Genomic DNA, 16,128 nt, shown 5'->3' with positions numbered 1-16,128 from the left:
AGAACCCGATGCGCTTCCACGTCGAGAACCTGGGGCCGCTGCGCGAGGCCGAGATCGACCTCGGGAAGGACCTCATCGTCCTGACCGGGCCGAACAACACCGGCAAGACGTACCTCGCGTGGAGCGTGTACGGGCTGCATCGTCTCCGGAGGGACAAGCGGACGGCTTTCCTCGAGGACCCGGCCCTCGAAGCGTTCGTGAACTCGGACCGAGGAGAGATCGATCTCGCCGCCACACGGCCAGATTGGGATGCCATCCTGAGCCGAATCGCACGAACGTGCGCATCGACGCTCCCTCGCGTCTTTGCCTCCGCCCCCGAGCCCTTCGAACAAGCGAAGGTGTCTCTGTTCGGGCAGGAGGAGCTCGGAGGAAGGTCGGCCGAGCGAGCGACCTTGGATCTGCGCGAGACGCTCGCGCGCTTCGTAGGTCCCGACGATGACGAGCTGGTCACGCAAGCCGCGCGGCAAGTCGTCTTCGTGTCGTCGCTGTGGGAGTGGCTCTTTCCCCGTTGCATCCTATTTCCCGCCGAGCGGATCGCCGTGAACATGTTCGCCAAGGAGCTCGCGCTCAACCGGACGGAGCTCGTGAGCGAGCTGCTGGAGATCGACGCGGGCACGAACCCCGCCGACGTGCTCCAGCGGCGCGCAGGCCGGTATGCCTGGCCCATCCGAGACAGCCTCCAGGTGGCGAATGATCTGGCCAACATCGCTAAGGACAAGAGCTCCTTCGCCGACCTGGCCGACGACCTCGAACGCGCCGTCCTCGGAGGCAAGGTGACCGTCTCCGACCTCGGCGAGCTCTCCTTTGCGCACGATGGCGCCGGGGATCGCCCGCTGCCCGTCCACCTCACGGCCTCCGTCGTGAAGTCCCTGGCGAGCCTCGTCTTTTACTTCCGCCACATGGCGAAGCCGGGCGACTTTCTCATCATCGACGAGCCCGAGCTGAACCTCCACCCCGACAACCAGCGCAAGATCGCCCGCGTCCTCGCCAAGGCGGTGAACCGCGGGTTCAAGATCATGATGAGCACCCACAGCGACTACGTGCTGCGAGAGCTCAACCACCTCGTCATGCTCTCCGACCCCAAGGAGAGCGTCGCCCAGGTCATCGACGAGCTCGGCTACGACCGCGCCTCGATCCTCCCGCCGGAAAAGCTCGGGGTGTACCTGTTCAAGGAACAAACTGCGCAACTGGTTCCCGTTTCTGTCGATGGATTCCAAGTGGAGACCATCGAACACGAAATCGCCGCCCTCAACGCCGACGCCCAAGCCATCTACGCCGCGCGCTTCGGTTGAGCCATGGCCCTGTCGCCGCTCCTCCAGGCCCTCTGTGACGTGGTGCGCCCGGAGTTCGGGACCGTCCCTGCCGTCATCCGGCTCGAAGAAGCCGATCCAGGCAGCGCGTGCCCGCCCGTGGTGATCAAAAAACGCGGCCCGGCGCTGGTGCTCAAGCTGGATGTGCCGCTGGCGCGGATCCCTCTGCTCCGAAGCGACGCCGAGGGGCTCACGAGCGCCTGCGACTACCTGGTCTTCTACCAGCCCGACGACGAGCGCACGCCGACGGTGTACGTCTTCTTGTGCGAGCTGAAGACGAGCCACAGCGGCGGCGCGCGGCAGCAGATCGAGAACGGCAAGATGCTCGCCGAGTACCTCGTATCAATGGCCGTTCATCACCGGCTGAACCAGGCGCCGCCGCGCTTGCAGTACCGCGGGATCATCTTCCGCGGCAGGGGCGTGGCCGAGCCGCGAGGCGGGCAGATGCGCGCGGTCTGCCCTTACAGGCAGCACCCCATCTGGCGGGACCTCGGCATGGCGACGCTCCCGGCCGTGCCCGAGCGCGACATCTCCTATTTCTGCACGGGCATCCTCCCCGTTTGACCGCCGCCCCCCGCGCGGGGCCGTCGCCGCTTCGTTTCCGGCTGAAACGTTCCATGATACAGGTGTCTCCTTTCTTGCCGGAGACACCACGTATGCCTACAAAGCTTCGACCCCTGCTCGCCCTCGTGGCCTCCCTCTCGGCGGTCCTCACAGCCGAGGTCGCGGCCGCGCAAACATCGGCCGAACCCGAGGGGCGGCCCGTGCACAGCGGCTTCGCGCTCCAGACGAGCCTCGTCAGCACGCCCCTCATGGTCGGGAACGACTTCTCCGGGTTCCCGTCCTTCGAGGGCGGGCTCGCCTTCGGCTACAAGTACGATCGATTCGTCTTCGGCATCGGCTTCGACTTCTCGAACTGGAGCGAAGCCGAAGACTTCCGGGTGACGGATCCCAACACCGGCAACGAGGTCCTCGGCGAGCGGACGACAACCTCGTATTCATTCATCGTGGCGCCCGAACTCCAGGTGGCCCTCGCAAGATCCGCCGACCGTCGAGCCGAGCTCTTCGGCGCAGTGTCCATAGGCCTCGGGACCTGGGATTCGGTGACGACCGTCGACCCCGACATCAATCCACAGCCAGTCCCCCTCGATGACGTGTTGCGCCTTCGTGTACGGTGGCGCGTAGCGCCAGGCGTGCGCTACTGGGTCCATCCGCACGTGGCCATGAGTCTCGTCACAGGCATCTCCGGCAACTACAGGATCCTCGACCCAGACAGCAGCACCGACAACGGCGAGACCCTCGGACTCACGGCGCTGTACACGCAGATCGGGTTGCTCGGCGTTTTCTGAGGGGGCGCGGAGCTGGGGCTTTGCCCCAGGCCCCAGGAGGGGGCTGTCCGCCCCCTCCACCCCGGACCAGCGAGGCGCTGGACCCAGGGTCGATGAACTGCGCGATGCGCAGTTCATCGAACAGCCAGGGTCAAGGCCGGCGACGACCCTGTCAGCCAAGGCCGCGGCGCTGACGTTTCAACGGGCAGCGTACGCGTCGCCGGCTTGAAACCCACCTTCATGGTCTTGCCACCGGCTCGTTGGAAGAACTGCGCATTGCGCAGTTCTTCCACTTCGGTCCAGGCCGTGCCTGGTCCGGGTCGAGGGGCGGACAGCCCCCGCGGGGTCCGGGGCAGCGCCCCGGCGCAACGGTTTCCCGATGCTAGCCCTGCTTGGTTGCGGTCACGAGGGGGCGGTCTTCGTCTGGGTCGAGGTCTGGGAGTTCCCATCGAGAGACTTCGGGGTCGAACCCGGCTTCGCGCATGGCGGTGAGCATGTCGTCGAGGTGGTAGAGGCCGACGCGGTGGGTGTCGGTCTCCACGGTGATGCGGTTTCCTTCGCGGATGTGGAAGACGAAGGTGCTCTCGAACCAGGTGTCGGTCTCGTCGGGGTCGTGATCGATGTACATCGTGGAGACGGTGCGATCGCCCTGGGTGTATGAGGAGCAGGTGGTGCGGTTTTGCTCGAAGCAGGAGCGGATTTCCTCGGGGAGTGTGACCATCACGCCGCCGGGTCGGAGGTGGGCTGCGGCGGTGCGGTAGGCGGCGAGGAGATCTTCGAGGGAGGTCATGTAGGCGGAGGCGTCGTGCAGGAGGACGGCGTCGAAGGTGCGGCCGAGGCGCACGTCGCGGATGTCGCCGGGGAGGTATTCGACGTCGGGGTTCAGCCGTGCTGCGTGGGCGCGCATGGGTGCGCTGAGGTCGACGCCTGTGACGCGGTAGGGTTGCTTCAGGTGGACGTCGATCGAGCCGCCGCCGGAGCCGAGGTGGAGGATGTGGGCGCCGTCGGGGACGCCTTTTTGCTGGAATCGGCGCCGGAAGGTGACGACCTCTTCGGGGTATTCCTCGGGCGGGCTGACGAAGGGCCAGACCCACGCGAGGTCGTCGTAGAGGCGGGGGGAGGACATGGCGGGACATCGTCGCGCGGGAGGGGGCGGGAGGGCTATCCAAAAAGCGTGGCGGTTGTGTTTGGGGGAGGGGGGCGTCAGAAGTGGACGACGCCGTAGTAACATCGCACTTCGTGCCCTCGCTCGTATTCCGTGTACGGCGGGACCCAGAAGTCCATGGAAGTTTTTCCCTCGCGCACCGTGACGCCCTCCTTGGTCCAGATGCGCGCCACCATTGTGAAGGGGACGCCGAGACGCGGTTGATGCCCGGGGTAAACCTGGAATGCCACGAACTTGCCGCCCTCGTCCTCGAAGCAGCCGCTTGGAGCGTGCGTGAGCTGCCCCAGCTCGTAACACGCGGATTGCGGCGCGGCTGTGACCGTGCATTGCCCTTGGGACGAGGTGACCGAGACGCAGGGCTTGCCATCGAGGAGCAAATCGAAGCGCTCGGGGAGTGGAGACGGGAAATAGACCGCCATGTTATCGTGGTTGCACGAGTCGTCCGGCGCGTAGGCACGGGCGTGATGGGGCGAGAGGAGCGCGAGGGCGGCGGCGGAAAGCGAGACGAGCACGAGCGCGCGCGGGGACATGTCGAGGGCGATTGCAAGGATGAGGCCGAACGGGACTGCGCGCGCAGGAAGCGTCGTGGGGACGTGGGAGATTTTTGGATGTACGGGTGGGGCTCGGGCGTATCGTGCGGGTGGTGATGACGCTCCCGGTCGGGCCTTTCCTCGCGGCGGTGGGGCTTTTGCTCCTTTCCTGCACGCGCGGGGACGCGCCCGCTTCGACGACCGGGGATGCCCCGGTGGCCCCGCCGAGCAGTCCTCCTGCGGCCGTCGTGGCGCCGGCGCCGACGCCCGCGCCTTCGCCGAGCGCCGATCCTCCGGGCGTGGACGCGGATGCGACGGAAACTGGATACTGCGACCCTGAAAAACCTCCGCCGATTCCCTCGCCCGATCTTCGGCTTTATGCGGTCTGGCGGACGTTCCCCGTGGACCTCGGGGCGCACGGCGGCGCGGGCAAGCTGCGCGTGCTCGAGGATGCGCGCGTCACGCGGCCCGGGGCGGCGCGCGCTGGCACGCATCCGTCGCTGCCGCCTTGTGATTTGCTCCCGAGCCGGGTGGAGCTGATCGACGAGAAGGGCGCGACGGTGCAAGTCGAGCGCTTCTCGCCGGAGCTCGACGTCGAGCTGCGAACGATGGGGCCGGGGGCGTTCCTGATCGAGATGATCGAGCGGATTCGTTGCCTCGCGAGCTGCTGGTGCGGCGATTCGCATGCGTTCTGGCGTATCCAGGGCGGGCGCCTCGTGCCGCACGAGGGCCGCGTGGTGGAGCGGCGGCCCGCGGCGGGGACGCCCGGCGTTGGCGCGATCCTGAAGGTCAAACCGGTCACGCACGGTTGCTACGAGGGTTCGAGCTTCGAGACGCAGGCGGGCCGTCCTCCGGCGCTGGTCGTGAACCGCCGGGCCATGGGCACGTTCGTCACGGCGGCGGAGCGGCATTGGTTCGAGGACGGGGAATGGAAGGCGAGCATCGTCGAATGGAAGTAGCGGGCGGTTGACGCTGGCCGGCCGGGCCCCAGGAAACCCGAGGGGAGGTGGCCGATGCGCGTGCGTCCGTGGGCGGGGGTGCTGGCCTGGGTGATGGGGGCGATGGTCGTCGGCGCGGGCGGCGAGGCGCGCGCGGAGGATGTGGAGGACGGGGGCGAGGAGAGCGCGGCGGTGGACGAGGCGTCGGAGGCGCTTTTCACGCAGGGGATTTGCGAGCTTTGCAGGCGGACGTGTGCGCGGGGGAGGTGTTTGCCCATTTGCGCGCGGATCCGGTGCGCGCCGCCGGGGTGGCGGGACCGGAGGGTTCCGCCGTGGCGGGGGCGGGAGGGGCTTCGGCCGGGGGGGCGGGGGCTGGGGGGGCGCTGAGGCGCACTTTCCCTTCCGCCTCCCTTGCGCTACGCCTCCCGCCCATGTCCTCCCTGCTCGCGCCCTGGACCCGCCCGCGTGATCCTTCGGAAAGACCCCTGCTCGCCGTGGGCACCATGAACTTCGGCAAGCGCACGCCCGAGGCCGAGAGCATCCGGCTCGTGCATCACGCGCTCGATCGCGGGCTCACGCTCTTCGATACGGCCAACGCCTACGTCGACGGGAACGCCGAGCGGATCCTGGGCAAGGCGCTCGCCGATCGGCGCGACAAGGCGCTCGTCGCGACCAAGGTCGGGTTCGGGCGGATCGCCGGCAAGCCCGAGGGGCTCTCGCGGGCCCGCGTGCTCGCTGCGATCGACGAGAGCCTCGGGCGGCTCGGGATGGAGTTCGTCGACGTGTATTACCTCCACGTGCCGGACTACGGGACGCCCCTCGCGGAGACGCTCGATGCCGTGCAGACGCTGCTCGCGTCGGGGAAGATCCGAGCGTGGGCCGTGTCGAATTACGCGTCGTGGCAGGTGCTCGAAATGTTCCACCTCGCCGACCAGCGCGGGATGCCGAGGCCCGTGATGTCGCAGGTGCTTTACAACGTGCTCATCCGGCAGCTCGATATCGAGTATTTCCGGTTCGCGCGGAAGTACAAGCTGCACTCGACCGTGTACAATCCGCTCGCGGGAGGGCTGCTTTCGGGCAAGCACGCGCCTTCCGCCGAGCCGCCGAAGGGGTCGCGGTTCGAGAAGAATCCGCTGTATCAGCGCCGGTACTGGACCGCTCGGTTCTTCGAGCTCGTCTCCGCCTACCGCGAGGTCGCCGAGAGCCAGGGGATGACGCTCGTGGAGCTCGCTTATGCCTACCTCGTGGGGACGAGGGGCGTGGATTCGATCCTCGTCGGGCCCGGGTCGATCGAGCACCTCGACGCCGCGATCGACGCCTGCGCGAAGGTGCTGCCCGACGAGGCGTGGGAAAGGATCGACGTGCTCTATCGCGATTTCCAGGGGACCAACGCGAGTTACGCGCGATGAAGTTCCTCGCGCCGGAGGCCTCGGCCGTCGAGGTGGAGGCGGCCCTCGCCGAGCTCGCGACGTCCGGGTTCGCGCGGCTTGGGCGTGTGCTTTCGGACGAGGGGATCGCCACGCTCGCCGCCCGCGCGGATGACCTCATGCTGGGGCGCGTGGTGCACGAAGGGCTGTTTTTCCAGCACGACGCGGAGAGCGGGCGGTACGAGGATCTCGAGCACCGAAAAGGGTGGGTCGGGCCCTCGATCCATTATCGGAAGCTCGAAAAGCTGGAGAAGGATCCCGTCTTTCGAGCGTTCCTCGGCAATCCGCTCTTCGAGCGGATCACGCGGGCCCTGACGGACGGGTCCGTGACGTTGTACCGCGCGGTCCTGTTCAACAAGGCGGCGCGGGCGGGGACGGCGCTGCCCTGGCACCAGGACGGAGGGAGTTTTTGGGGGCTCGATCGGGCGCCGCTCGTGCAGATCTGGACGGCGCTCGACGACGCGCCGGCCGAGGCCGGGTGCGTGGAGATCGTGCCGAAATCGCATCAAGGCGGGCTCGCGACGCCGCTCGGCGGGGTGATCCCGGCGGAGGTGACGCGCGCGGCCGAGGCCGAGGCGCGCTCCGTGCTCGCGCCCGCGCGCGCCGGGGATGCGATGCTCATCCACAACGAGGTGTGGCACCGGTCGGGGACGAACACGACGGACAAGCCGCGGCGCGCCGTGACCGTGTGTTATCTGCGCGGCGAGACGCGGTGCATGCGCACGCGGAGGGCGCCGCGGACGTTCGAAACGATCTTCGAGGGCCGTCAGCCGAAGGCGTGACGGTTCATGCCGGCCCAGCGGAAGGCGTCGTCGGGGGAGCCGAAGACACGGCCGAATTTCGGCGCGTGCGCCTTGAGCAAGCTCGAGATGCTCATCATCTGCAGGGCGTTGTCCGCGGCGACCACCGCGATCCGCCGCGAGGCCGCTTCGAGCGTGGTGAACATCTCGCCGAGCGCGGCCTGCGTGACGGGGCCCCAGGAGAGCGTCGCCTCGCGGAGGTCCATGACGGCGCCGCGGACGCGCAGGGCGGGCTCGCGGGCGACGCGCTGGAACATCCCGACCATCTCACGCGCATACGCCGCGCCGACGTCGCGGCTCACGTCGGGCCGGCGCCAGACGCGGCACGTGGCCACCCCGTCTCCGAGGGTCATGCTGTAATTGCCGCCCTCCGCGTACACCTCTCGCACGTCTGCCGATGACACGCCTCAAAGCAAAGGGGATTTCCAGGGGTTGTCAAGGACGGAGCAGGCAACGGCCGCCCGACCAGGACCCGCCCGCATCGCCGCAGATCTGCGCCTGCGTGCGCGCCTCGCGCCACCACAGGATCTCGTCCATCGCGCCGGCGAAGGGGAAGACGCCCTGCTCCCGGCGCCCGATGAAGAGGTCGGACCGGAGCGGGCCGAGGAAGCCGCCTGGGCCCGTGCTGGTGAGGGCGCCGTTGATGTAGAGCGTGAGGGTGCGGCCATCGTTGACGTAGGCGATGTGGGTCCACGGGCCCGCCGGGATCACGCCGCAAGCGCTGGTGAGGTTCGTGGAATTCTGGACGTCCTTGCGCGAGAAGATGAGCTGCATGTTGCCGCAGCTCGTGTTCATGAGGACGTTGTCGTCCATGTTGCCGGTCCCGCGGCTGACGGTCGATCCGACGCCGCCGAACCCGGGGGGGATGCGGACCCAGAGCTCGAGGGTCGCGGCGGTCGTGAAGTCGAGGCACGGGGACGAAGGGACGCGGACATGGCCGCCGGAAAACGAGAGCCCTTGTCCCACGCGCCCGGGGGCGCCGCGAACGAGGCCCGAGCTCGTCGCTTCGCCGTGATGGCCATAGCCGGAGCTGTCGAGGACGGGGCCCTCGGTCTCCTCGAAGCGATACCAGGCGGCAAGTCCTGGCAGCGCAGGGGAGGCGGTGCAATCGGCCGCGGCGATTTGCTTGGTGCTCGACTCCGGAGGCGGAGGCGCCTCGTCCCCGGCGATTTCGAGCGTCGTCGGGGAGGCCCCGTGCGAGGGGGTGGACGCGGGCGCCGCCGGCGGCGGGAGAGGCGTAGCGCATCCGAGGAGTGGGACGCCGAGGAGCAGGCGCGGAAGGAAGCGGGGCGCGAGGGACATCGGGGGCGAGCTTCCTTCGAGGATGCGACGGAGGTCAAGCTGCGGCGATGGAAATCGGGGAAGCACTGCCGCATCATGGAGGCATGCATCGCGCGATTCTCTTGCTTGTGGGGTGTTTGCTGATGGGGGGCTGCGGCAGCGAGGTCGTGGAGGGCGGAGGCGGAAGCGGGAGCGGAGGCGGCGGCGGAAGCGGGAGCGGCGACGGCGGCGGCGGCGGCGGCGGAAGTGGCGGAAGCGGCGGCGAGATGTGCGTGCCGGGGCCGGACGAGCCTTCGCCCGTTCAGCCGAGCTGCGCGGACATCGCGGGGCTCGAGCTCCGGGAGGTCACCGTGAAGGACGGCAGCTTGAAGGCGGGCGAGAGCACCGTGATCTCGGCGAATCTCGTCGAGACCACCGGCAAGGGTTTTTACGGATATCCCGGTGTGGTCTTCACCAGCCCGGACCCGGGCGTCGAGGTGGGTGAGCCATTCTGGTTGTATGGCATCTCCGCCTGCGACACGGTGCCCGTGCAGGGCCACGTGAACATCGCGAGTGACGTCGCTCCAGGGACCCTCGTGACGGTCGTGGCGCAGGTGGGCATCTTGCACGAGGATTGCCCCCATGCGTACAAGGTCCCGATGCCGATCGAGGTGCAGTGATGTCGCGGTCCTCGCCGGGGATTGCGATCATGATCTCCGTGATCGGCTGCATTCTCCTCGTATTGCCGTGGGTACTCCGGGGCCAGGCGCAGACGCGGGCGGAGCGGCTCGCGCGTATGCGTACGTTCTCCGAGGCGACGTGCACGCTGAAGGACATCGTCTGGGGAGATCCGAATCCGAAGTCCGGGAAGACGCGGTTCTCGGTCGACTATCAGGTGCACGTCCCGGGACAGGCAGGGACGTTCATCGCGAGCGGGTTCTCCTGGGAAGGGGCCGAAGTCGCCAACGCCGACGCGGCGTGGAGGAAGCACGAGCTTTTGCCCGGCAAGCGGGTGCCGTGCTGGTACAATCCAGCCGATCCGACGGACGCATTGCTCGTCCAAGCACGTGCAGAGCGCCCGCCCTCGGTGAGCCTCGGGCTTTGGCTGGGGCTCTCGGCCGTGGGGATCCTGTTCGTCGGGGCAGGGATCGGGACATTGCGCACGAAAAAACGCGGCGCGGGCGACGATTGAGAGGGGGTTCTCAGCCTCCGGCGGGGCCTGCTGGGGCTAGCTCGCTCGCGCGCGCGGGCAAGTGTGTATCCGGAACCGCCGTGCCGGGGCGCTGCCCCGGGCCCCGCGGGGGCTATCCGCCCCTCGACCCGGACCAGGGCCAGCCCTGGACCTCTGGGCATCGACTGCGCTTCGCGCAGTCGATGCGGGGAAATTGTTTGTAGCTGTCCGCCCCCCTTTGCAGGGCCAGCCCTGGACCTCAGGGGGAAGAACTACGCGATGCGCAGTTCTTCCCACAGGCCGGTGGGGCCGCGTTGCCGGTTGAAAGGTCAGCGCTGCCGTCTTGGCTGGCAGGGCCCAGGGCGAACGCCGGAAGCTTGTACAGCGTCGATGAGGACACGTGCAGGTCCCGATCGCGAGTGTTCGGTTAGACGGGCGAGATCCACCACTTCTGGTTGTTACCACCGAGCCAATGATGTTGCTGGATCACCGCCCCATTTTCTATGCCCCCCCCATGAACATCCAGCACCTTCCCGCTGTGCTTCGCGACGATCCGAACGCAACCCTCACCCACCGGATCCAGACGGAACCACTGGTTGTAGCCTCCGGTCGATTGGTACTGGATGATCGGGACCTCGGAGTTGTGAGAGCTACCCGGGACGTCCAGAACCTTCCCGCTATGCACCGCAACGATCTGGAAATACCTCCAGCCCTTCCACTCCAGGCGGAACTGCTGGTGCGGGGGCGGGGTGTTGTCGCAGAACCATTGAAGGACCCGAGCGCCGTTCGCGGTGTCCTCGTTCTCGATGGAGATGGCCTTTTGGCCATTCCGTGATCGGATCCCCACGGGCCTCCCCGTGGGGATTGTCTTGAACCTGAGGTAGAGATCCTGGATCCCCATGCCGCGTTCGGTTTCGCCATCGAAGCGGAAGGAGAGCTCTCGGTTGTCGAGCCCCAGGAGGGCGGCCCTGTCCCAGCCGAAGCGGAGACCTTGCACGAAATCGTCCTCGTTGTTGAAGAGGTCCAATAGCTCTGCCACGAGGCTGAAGGTGATGTAGAGGAGAGCAGCCCAGTCCTCGGCTTTGCTCTCCGGATCGCCCTCAAGCTCCTGGCAAGCCCTCAGGCAATGGTCGGCCGCCTTGCGCAGGTACTCCGACGTATTGCCGAAGATCGTTCCGGCATCTTTTTCCCAGCAATCGATGGTGAGGGCGAGCGAGTCGCCCACCCGTCCGATGAAGGCACAATCGCTGGGGTCGAAGCGCTCGTCCCAGTCCCCGTCGTCGCAGCTCCCGAACTCCCTGGACGTGAACGTCCATGTGTCTTCGTCGCTCCCGCCGCTGAAGCACCAGAAGATCTCGTCGGAAGGTCCCAAAGCGGTATCGCCCGACCTCTTGATGGTCCGCATCTTGAACGGCTGGATGATGAAGACCTCGCCCGCGGCGAGCGCCTCGCCTGAGCCCTCGGCGGACGTCGGAGCGGGCTCCGGCTGCGGCGCGCTGCTCGTGAAGTAGACGAAGCTCGAGCCGTACTCTTGCGCGGCGGCGAGGAACGCCTCGTCCCTCTGATCGAGCTCCTGGTCCGGCCCCAGCTTGGCGATGTCCACGACGCGCACGTTCGCCTGGGCCTTCACCGCTTCGACCTGCGCGGGCAGAGCGTCGGCGAGGTCCCTCATGGTGAAGGGTTGGTCGATCGGCCGATCGGCGATCACGTCGGGCAAGATCTCCCTCGCGCGGGCGCCCTTGGTCTCGCGGTACGCCTTGCCCCACGCCTTGATCTCCTCCTGGCTGATCCCTTTCTCGAGGGCATCGACGAGGGTTCGCTCGAGATCGCTGAGCTCGTGGCCCGCCTCGAGGCGCGCCGCGGCATGAAGGGCCGCCCCGAAGAGGGGGTTCGCCGCGCGGTTCTTCTGCATCCTCCGCGCACCAAGGGAGCCTTCGCGCGCGCCCGACAGCTTCTCGCGAAGCTTGTTCGCGCGCTCGGTCGCTTTCTTGCTCAAAGGCCGCTCTTTTTTCGTCGTCTCGGTCATGAGGTACCTCCGGTGCAGGGTGAGGGAAGCGTTCGGGGAGCCCTCTCTGGCTCCGCGCGGCAGACCGTAGCCGGAAGCGGGCGCGTCCCGGTATGGGACCTTGGTCCCATGCTCCCTTCGCCCGAGGGGTTTCTCAGCCCCCGGAAGCTGCCCGCAGCCCCTCCGGGGGGGTTTTTCAGCCCTCCGGCGCCTGCTCCCGGGCCGGGGAGGGGGTTGGGGAGCCCCGAGACGCCCGTCGACGGCCTGCCCGGGGGGGTTTTTCAGCCTCCGGCGGGTCCTTCCGGGGTCGGATTGAATGTTCGTCTGCAATCCACGTCAGGGAACGACGTGAGCACGAACGTTTGCCTGTTGTCCGTCGGCCTCGCAGTTTTGCTTCTTGGCTGCACGTCACCACGTTCCGCCGACGACGCGACGACCGCGGTCCTGTCGTCGCCCCCTGTGCACATGTGCTTCGTGGATGAAAAAGGGGCGCCGCTCGTGGGAGCCCGCGTGACGTCCGAAGCCCTGCACGCCGTCCCGGGTTCCGTCTACAAATGGGAATCAGCCATGCCCACCGGACCTGCTCTCCCTGAGGTCACCACCGGGCTCGACGGATGTGGTGACATCCGATGGCTGTCGCAGCTCGACGCCGGTCCGACCTGGAGTCAGCTCGTCGTGAGGCCCGCGGATCAGGGGGCCGATGGATGGGGAGCCATCTGCTCGCGGCCACGGTCGCCTGCACCTCACCAGGGCGAGGGCGAGGAAGGCAAATCCCTTCGCTGGCAGGTCGCGCCGCAGCGTTGTGTTTTGGTGTCCGTGCTCGAATGAGCTTTCGGTTTCAATGAAAACATTCGCCCGCGCCGCGGTAGGTGAGCGCGCGGGATTCGACGTGGTCGCCGCGGACGAGGAGGTAGTCGCGGAAAAACGTGGCGAGCTCGCCGGCCTTGGCGTGGCGGAAGAAGACGGGATCACCCGGGGCGAGGTGTACGTGGAGCGGGACGGCGAGCGGGGTCTGGACTTCGCCGGCGCCTTCGAGGTCGAGCAAGCGGAGGCCTTCGGGGAGGTAGGGCATCGGGAGGCGATCCGGGCCGGCGGCGCCCGAGGCGATGAGGCCGCCGCCCTGGCACGTGACGAAGCCGGGCGCCGGCCGGCGCGTAACCTGGAGGGCGAAGAAGGCGGCCGGCGCGGGGCGGAAATCGTCGTAATGGTCGAAGAGGTGGCTGCCGAGGAAGGCGGAGCCGACGGTGATTTCGGTGAGGGAAGGGTCGCGGAGCGAGGAGGCGACGCTGCCGGTGCCGCCGCCATTGAAGAGGGGTAGGGGGAGGCGGCGGCGCTCGAATTCGGTGGTGATTTCGTGCCGGAGCGTGGTGACGGCGGCGCAGGCGATTCGCTTGAAGGCGCGCTTGGCGCGGGGCGGGAGGGGGCCGAGCGGGGTTTGGTCGGGCGTGCCGGCGATGTGCGCTTCGTAGCCGAGGAGGCCGGCGAATTCGAGGTGAGGCGAGGAAGCGACACGCGCGGCGAGATCGGCGACGCCGCGGGCCTCGTGGAGCGGGCTGCGGCGGACGCCGAGGTGTACGCGGCCGCCGAGGCGGCGGAGGGAGACGTCGATGTCGACGACGACAGGGATACGCACGCCGTACGTCGCGGCCGCGGCTTCGAGGAGGTCGAGGTGGATGGGCTCCTCGACGGCAATCGAGACGCGTTTGCCTTCGTGGTTCGCCTCGGCGAGGAGGCGCGCGTCGGACGCCTGGGCCGTGGGGTAGGCGACGAGGATGTCGTCGAAGCCCTGCGCCGTGAGGAAACGCGCCTCGGCGGGGGCATACGCCATGAGGCCGCGGAACGAGGGGCCGCCGCGGTTCAGCATGTGCCGGAGGAGATCGACCGAGCGAACGGATTTCGTGCCGATGCGGAGGGTTTTTCCGCTGCCGCAGACGAGCGAGGCGACGGCGTCGACATTCGCGTCGACGGCGCCCATGTCCACGAGGGCGACGGGCAACGCCTCGCCGGCGAGGGCTTTCCGGTAACGGTCGTAGCGGTGCTGGCGGGTTTCCATGGCGTCAATCACGAGCCGCGCTCACGGGGAGCGACGCGTGGAAAGACGCGTGGGCGGGCGAACGCGCGCGCGGCATGAAGGCCACTTTCGCCGCGGCCCGCGCGCGTGTCCAGGCTTTCGAGGGGCGCGGTTCAGCGCGTCAGGGAGGGATGGCGGAAGCGGCGCGGGGGTTCGTCGGCGCCGAGAGGACCACGGCCGCGAGGGCGAGGCGCCGGGCCCGAGCGGGGAGCGGTCTCGCCGTGGAACTCGGGCATGGGCCGGATGCGGACCCGCGGGTCCCGCTCGTCCGGGCGGGCCGCGGAGCGGGCGAAGTCCGAGGCGACGGGCGTCGCGACCTCGACGCTCGACGAGAAGTCGCCGACGTGGATCGCGCCGACCTGATCGCTGCGAATGCCGCCGCGCCGGCACACGAGCGCGAGGAGGCGGCGCGGATCGGCGCCGTGGCGGCCGCCCCAGCTCACCTGGAACGGGACGAAGGAGCCCGCGTTCGGCGCGTTTCGCTGGGCACGAGGCTCCGGCGGGCGGCGCGGGAGCGGCTCGTGCGGGACGAGCGGGGTGACGGGCAGCGGCGCCGAGGGGCCGGTGTGGCGGGAGCGCGCGAGCAGCGTCGTGACGAGCGCGGTCGGATCCATGTCGGCGAGCAAGGACGCGGCGAGGGCCTGGAGCCGCGGATCGGCAGGCTCGGCCGCGGGGGCGCGGAGCTCGGCGGCGAGGCGCGCGTCGGCCTCGCGGAGGACGTCGTCGGGCGAGGGCGCGGGCGACCAGGTGGCGCGGATGCCGGCGCCGCGGAAGAGGCGCGCCACGTAGTCGCGGGCCTGCGGCGGGACGAGCATCACGCTCGTGCCCTTGCGCCCGGCCCGGCCGGTGCGGCCACTGCGATGGGTGAAGGTCTCCGGGTCGCTCGGGGGATCGGCGTGGATGACGCGGTTGACGTCGGGGATGTCGAGCCCGCGCGCGGCGACGTCCGTCGCGACGAGCGTGGTGACGGCGCCGGAGCGGAAGGCCGCGAGGGTGCGGGTGCGCTCGCGCTGCTCGAGCTCGCCGCTCAGGGCGCGCGCGGTAAAACCAGCCTGACCGAGGCGCTCGGCGAGCTCGGAGGCACCCTCGCGGGTGCGGACGAAGACGAGCGCGCGGTCCGTGGGCGCGAGGAGGAGGAGGTTCACGACCGCGGCGTCGCGGTCGTCGGGTTTGACGAGGTGCGCGACGTGCGTGATGTCCTGGTTCGCCTCGCCGAGGCTCGTGCCCTCGACGGCGACGGCGTCCTTCTGGTAGCGGTTCGCGAGGGCCGAGACCTCACGCGAGAACGTGGCCGCGACGAGGTGGGTGCGGCGCGCCTCGGGCATCTTGCCGAGGATGGTCTCGAGCTCCTCACGGAAGCCCATGTCGAGCATCTGATCGGCCTCGTCGAGCACGGCCGCGCAGACGCGCGAGGGGTCGATCGCGCCGCGATCGAGGTGGTCGACGAGCCGTCCGGGCGTGCCCACGACGACGAGCGGGCCCTGCCGGAGGTTGTAGAGCTCCTGCGGAATGCTGGTCCCGCCGGTGACGGCACAAACGCTGGCGCCGAGGGGCCGGAAGAGCCACGAGAGCTCACGGGCGAGCTGGGCGGCGAGCTCGCGCGTCGGAGCGATCACGATCGTGGCCGGCGTGGCGGCGGCGGACGGCGCAGAAGGCGGGGTCGTGCTCGCCCGCTCCGCCACGATGCGCTCGAGGTCGGGGGCGAGGACGAGGCCGATGGCGACGGTCTTGCCCGAGCCGGTCTGCGAGAAGAGGCGCAGGTCGCGCCCCGCGTGGGCCGGGTCGAGGACGGCTTCTTGGATGGGGGTGAGGGACGTGTAGCCGCGGCTCTGGAAGGCAGCCGCGAGAGCAGGCGAAAGGGCGTCGATTTCGGTCATCGGATCGGGGACAAGGAACGGGGGGCCAGAGCTCGGTTCGTCCAAGCAGCGCCCCCCGGGTGTTGCAAAGGGCCGCACCGTAGCAGGTCGGACGACCGATGGCCCGGAGTTTCGTCCCTTGCAAACGGTTTGGAGCGCCGCTCGGGCGAGCGGAGCGGCGTCAAATGCCCGTCACGCCCAAACCCCTGCCGAGAGCGCCCGGCTGCGCGCGGACGTGGCATTCGTGATGCAATCCGCGGCTCTCCC

General features: G+C 68.9%; 15 protein-coding genes. 8 read left to right on the top strand and 7 right to left on the bottom strand.

What is annotated here, in order from left to right; translation table 11 throughout:
* Positions 1–8: 8 nt before the first annotated feature.
* The 3 genes from QHF89_RS39475 (at position 9) to QHF89_RS39465 (ending at position 2,659) form a co-directional block, all read left to right on the top strand.
* Positions 9–1,292 (top strand): AAA family ATPase, encoded by a 1,284-nt coding sequence (locus QHF89_RS39475; protein WP_284721524.1) that lies wholly within the window; start codon positions 9–11, stop codon positions 1,290–1,292.
* Positions 1,293–1,295: 3 nt separating this feature from the next.
* Positions 1,296–1,874 (top strand): hypothetical protein, encoded by a 579-nt coding sequence (locus QHF89_RS39470; protein WP_136969992.1) that lies wholly within the window; start codon positions 1,296–1,298, stop codon positions 1,872–1,874.
* A 92-nt stretch (positions 1,875–1,966) separates the two neighbouring features.
* A complete protein-coding gene (locus QHF89_RS39465) occupies positions 1,967–2,659 on the top strand; it encodes a hypothetical protein (RefSeq protein WP_136969993.1) in 693 nt (230 codons plus the stop codon).
* A gap of 361 nt (positions 2,660–3,020) precedes the next feature.
* Here the strand turns inward: QHF89_RS39465 and QHF89_RS39460 are convergent, their stop codons facing one another.
* Together QHF89_RS39460 and QHF89_RS39455 are read right to left on the bottom strand one after the other, a co-directional pair.
* Entirely contained in the window at positions 3,021–3,764 is a 744-nt protein-coding gene (locus tag QHF89_RS39460) for a class I SAM-dependent methyltransferase (RefSeq protein WP_284721523.1), read from the bottom strand.
* Between the two features lie 77 nt (positions 3,765–3,841).
* Positions 3,842–4,333, bottom strand: a complete 492-nt coding sequence (locus QHF89_RS39455; RefSeq protein WP_284721522.1) for a hypothetical protein — start codon at positions 4,331–4,333, stop codon at positions 3,842–3,844.
* Positions 4,334–4,419: 86 nt separating this feature from the next.
* Here QHF89_RS39455 and QHF89_RS39450 point away from each other — a divergent pair, with 86 nt between their 5' ends.
* The 3 genes from QHF89_RS39450 (at position 4,420) to QHF89_RS39440 (ending at position 7,480) form a co-directional block, all read left to right on the top strand.
* A complete protein-coding gene (locus QHF89_RS39450; protein ID WP_284721521.1) occupies positions 4,420–5,292 on the top strand; it encodes a hypothetical protein in 873 nt (290 codons plus the stop codon).
* A 410-nt stretch (positions 5,293–5,702) separates the two neighbouring features.
* The gene (locus tag QHF89_RS39445) at positions 5,703–6,680 is read left to right on the top strand and encodes an aldo/keto reductase (protein ID WP_136969995.1); all 978 of its coding nucleotides are present in this window, start codon (positions 5,703–5,705) and stop codon (positions 6,678–6,680) included.
* Entirely contained in the window at positions 6,677–7,480 is an 804-nt protein-coding gene (locus QHF89_RS39440) for a phytanoyl-CoA dioxygenase family protein (RefSeq protein ID WP_136969996.1), read from the top strand. The genes QHF89_RS39445 and QHF89_RS39440 overlap by 4 nt, the downstream gene beginning before the upstream one ends.
* Here QHF89_RS39440 and QHF89_RS39435 read toward each other — a convergent pair.
* Together QHF89_RS39435 and QHF89_RS39430 are read right to left on the bottom strand one after the other, a co-directional pair.
* Entirely contained in the window at positions 7,465–7,887 is a 423-nt protein-coding gene (locus QHF89_RS39435) for a hypothetical protein (RefSeq protein WP_136969997.1), read from the bottom strand. The two genes, QHF89_RS39440 and QHF89_RS39435, sit on opposite strands and share 16 nt — an antisense overlap.
* Positions 7,888–7,933: 46 nt before the next feature.
* Positions 7,934–8,800 carry a LamG domain-containing protein gene (locus QHF89_RS39430; protein WP_136969998.1) on the bottom strand — a complete coding sequence of 289 codons (867 nt, stop codon included), beginning with the start codon at positions 8,798–8,800 and terminating at the stop codon, positions 7,934–7,936.
* A gap of 83 nt (positions 8,801–8,883) precedes the next feature.
* Between QHF89_RS39430 and QHF89_RS39425 the strand changes: the two genes are divergently transcribed.
* Together QHF89_RS39425 and QHF89_RS39420 are read left to right on the top strand one after the other, a co-directional pair.
* Positions 8,884–9,438 carry a hypothetical protein gene (locus QHF89_RS39425; protein WP_284721520.1) on the top strand — a complete coding sequence of 185 codons (555 nt, stop codon included), beginning with the start codon at positions 8,884–8,886 and terminating at the stop codon, positions 9,436–9,438.
* Positions 9,438–9,950: a DUF3592 domain-containing protein gene (locus tag QHF89_RS39420; RefSeq protein WP_136969999.1), complete on the top strand. Its 513-nt coding sequence runs from the start codon at positions 9,438–9,440 to the stop codon at positions 9,948–9,950. The genes QHF89_RS39425 and QHF89_RS39420 overlap by 1 nt, the downstream gene beginning before the upstream one ends.
* Before the next feature lie 406 nt (positions 9,951–10,356).
* Here QHF89_RS39420 and QHF89_RS39415 read toward each other — a convergent pair whose 3' ends face one another.
* The 3 genes from QHF89_RS39415 to QHF89_RS39405 form a co-directional block, all read right to left on the bottom strand.
* Positions 10,357–11,955, bottom strand: a complete 1,599-nt coding sequence (locus tag QHF89_RS39415) for an RICIN domain-containing protein (protein WP_136970000.1) — start codon at positions 11,953–11,955, stop codon at positions 10,357–10,359.
* Positions 11,956–12,772: 817 nt separating this feature from the next.
* Entirely contained in the window at positions 12,773–13,987 is a 1,215-nt protein-coding gene (locus QHF89_RS39410; RefSeq protein WP_136970001.1) for an alanine racemase, read from the bottom strand.
* A gap of 131 nt (positions 13,988–14,118) precedes the next feature.
* A complete protein-coding gene (locus tag QHF89_RS39405) occupies positions 14,119–15,882 on the bottom strand; it encodes a DEAD/DEAH box helicase (protein WP_136970002.1) in 1,764 nt (587 codons plus the stop codon).
* Positions 15,883–16,128 lie beyond the last annotated feature (246 nt).

The organism is Polyangium sorediatum, from assembly GCF_029946465.1.
Classification (GTDB): Bacteria; Myxococcota_A; Polyangia; order Polyangiales; family Polyangiaceae; genus Polyangium; species Polyangium fumosum.
Note: the sequence above shows the minus strand (reverse complement) of the source record. Positions and strands in the feature narration are given on the sequence as shown.

What these genes read in the sequence shown, in the direction of transcription:
- QHF89_RS39410 (WP_136970001.1), bottom strand. Translation starts at nt 13,987, where the DNA reads ATGGAAACCCGCCAGCACCGCTACGACCGTTACCGGAAAGCCCTCGCC.
- QHF89_RS39445 (WP_136969995.1), top strand. Translation starts at nt 5,703, where the DNA reads ATGTCCTCCCTGCTCGCGCCCTGGACCCGCCCGCGTGATCCTTCGGAA.
- QHF89_RS39455 (WP_284721522.1), bottom strand. Translation starts at nt 4,333, where the DNA reads ATGTCCCCGCGCGCGCTCGTGCTCGTCTCGCTTTCCGCCGCCGCCCTC.
- QHF89_RS39465 (WP_136969993.1), top strand. Translation starts at nt 1,967, where the DNA reads ATGCCTACAAAGCTTCGACCCCTGCTCGCCCTCGTGGCCTCCCTCTCG.
- QHF89_RS39430 (WP_136969998.1), bottom strand. Translation starts at nt 8,800, where the DNA reads ATGTCCCTCGCGCCCCGCTTCCTTCCGCGCCTGCTCCTCGGCGTCCCA.
- QHF89_RS39475 (WP_284721524.1), top strand. Translation starts at nt 9, where the DNA reads ATGCGCTTCCACGTCGAGAACCTGGGGCCGCTGCGCGAGGCCGAGATC.
- QHF89_RS39460 (WP_284721523.1), bottom strand. Translation starts at nt 3,764, where the DNA reads ATGTCCTCCCCCCGCCTCTACGACGACCTCGCGTGGGTCTGGCCCTTC.
- QHF89_RS39405 (WP_136970002.1), bottom strand. Translation starts at nt 15,882, where the DNA reads ATGACCGAAATCGACGCCCTTTCGCCTGCTCTCGCGGCTGCCTTCCAG.
- QHF89_RS39470 (WP_136969992.1), top strand. Translation starts at nt 1,296, where the DNA reads ATGGCCCTGTCGCCGCTCCTCCAGGCCCTCTGTGACGTGGTGCGCCCG.
- QHF89_RS39415 (WP_136970000.1), bottom strand. Translation starts at nt 11,955, where the DNA reads ATGACCGAGACGACGAAAAAAGAGCGGCCTTTGAGCAAGAAAGCGACC.
- QHF89_RS39420 (WP_136969999.1), top strand. Translation starts at nt 9,438, where the DNA reads ATGTCGCGGTCCTCGCCGGGGATTGCGATCATGATCTCCGTGATCGGC.
- QHF89_RS39425 (WP_284721520.1), top strand. Translation starts at nt 8,884, where the DNA reads ATGCATCGCGCGATTCTCTTGCTTGTGGGGTGTTTGCTGATGGGGGGC.
- QHF89_RS39440 (WP_136969996.1), top strand. Translation starts at nt 6,677, where the DNA reads ATGAAGTTCCTCGCGCCGGAGGCCTCGGCCGTCGAGGTGGAGGCGGCC.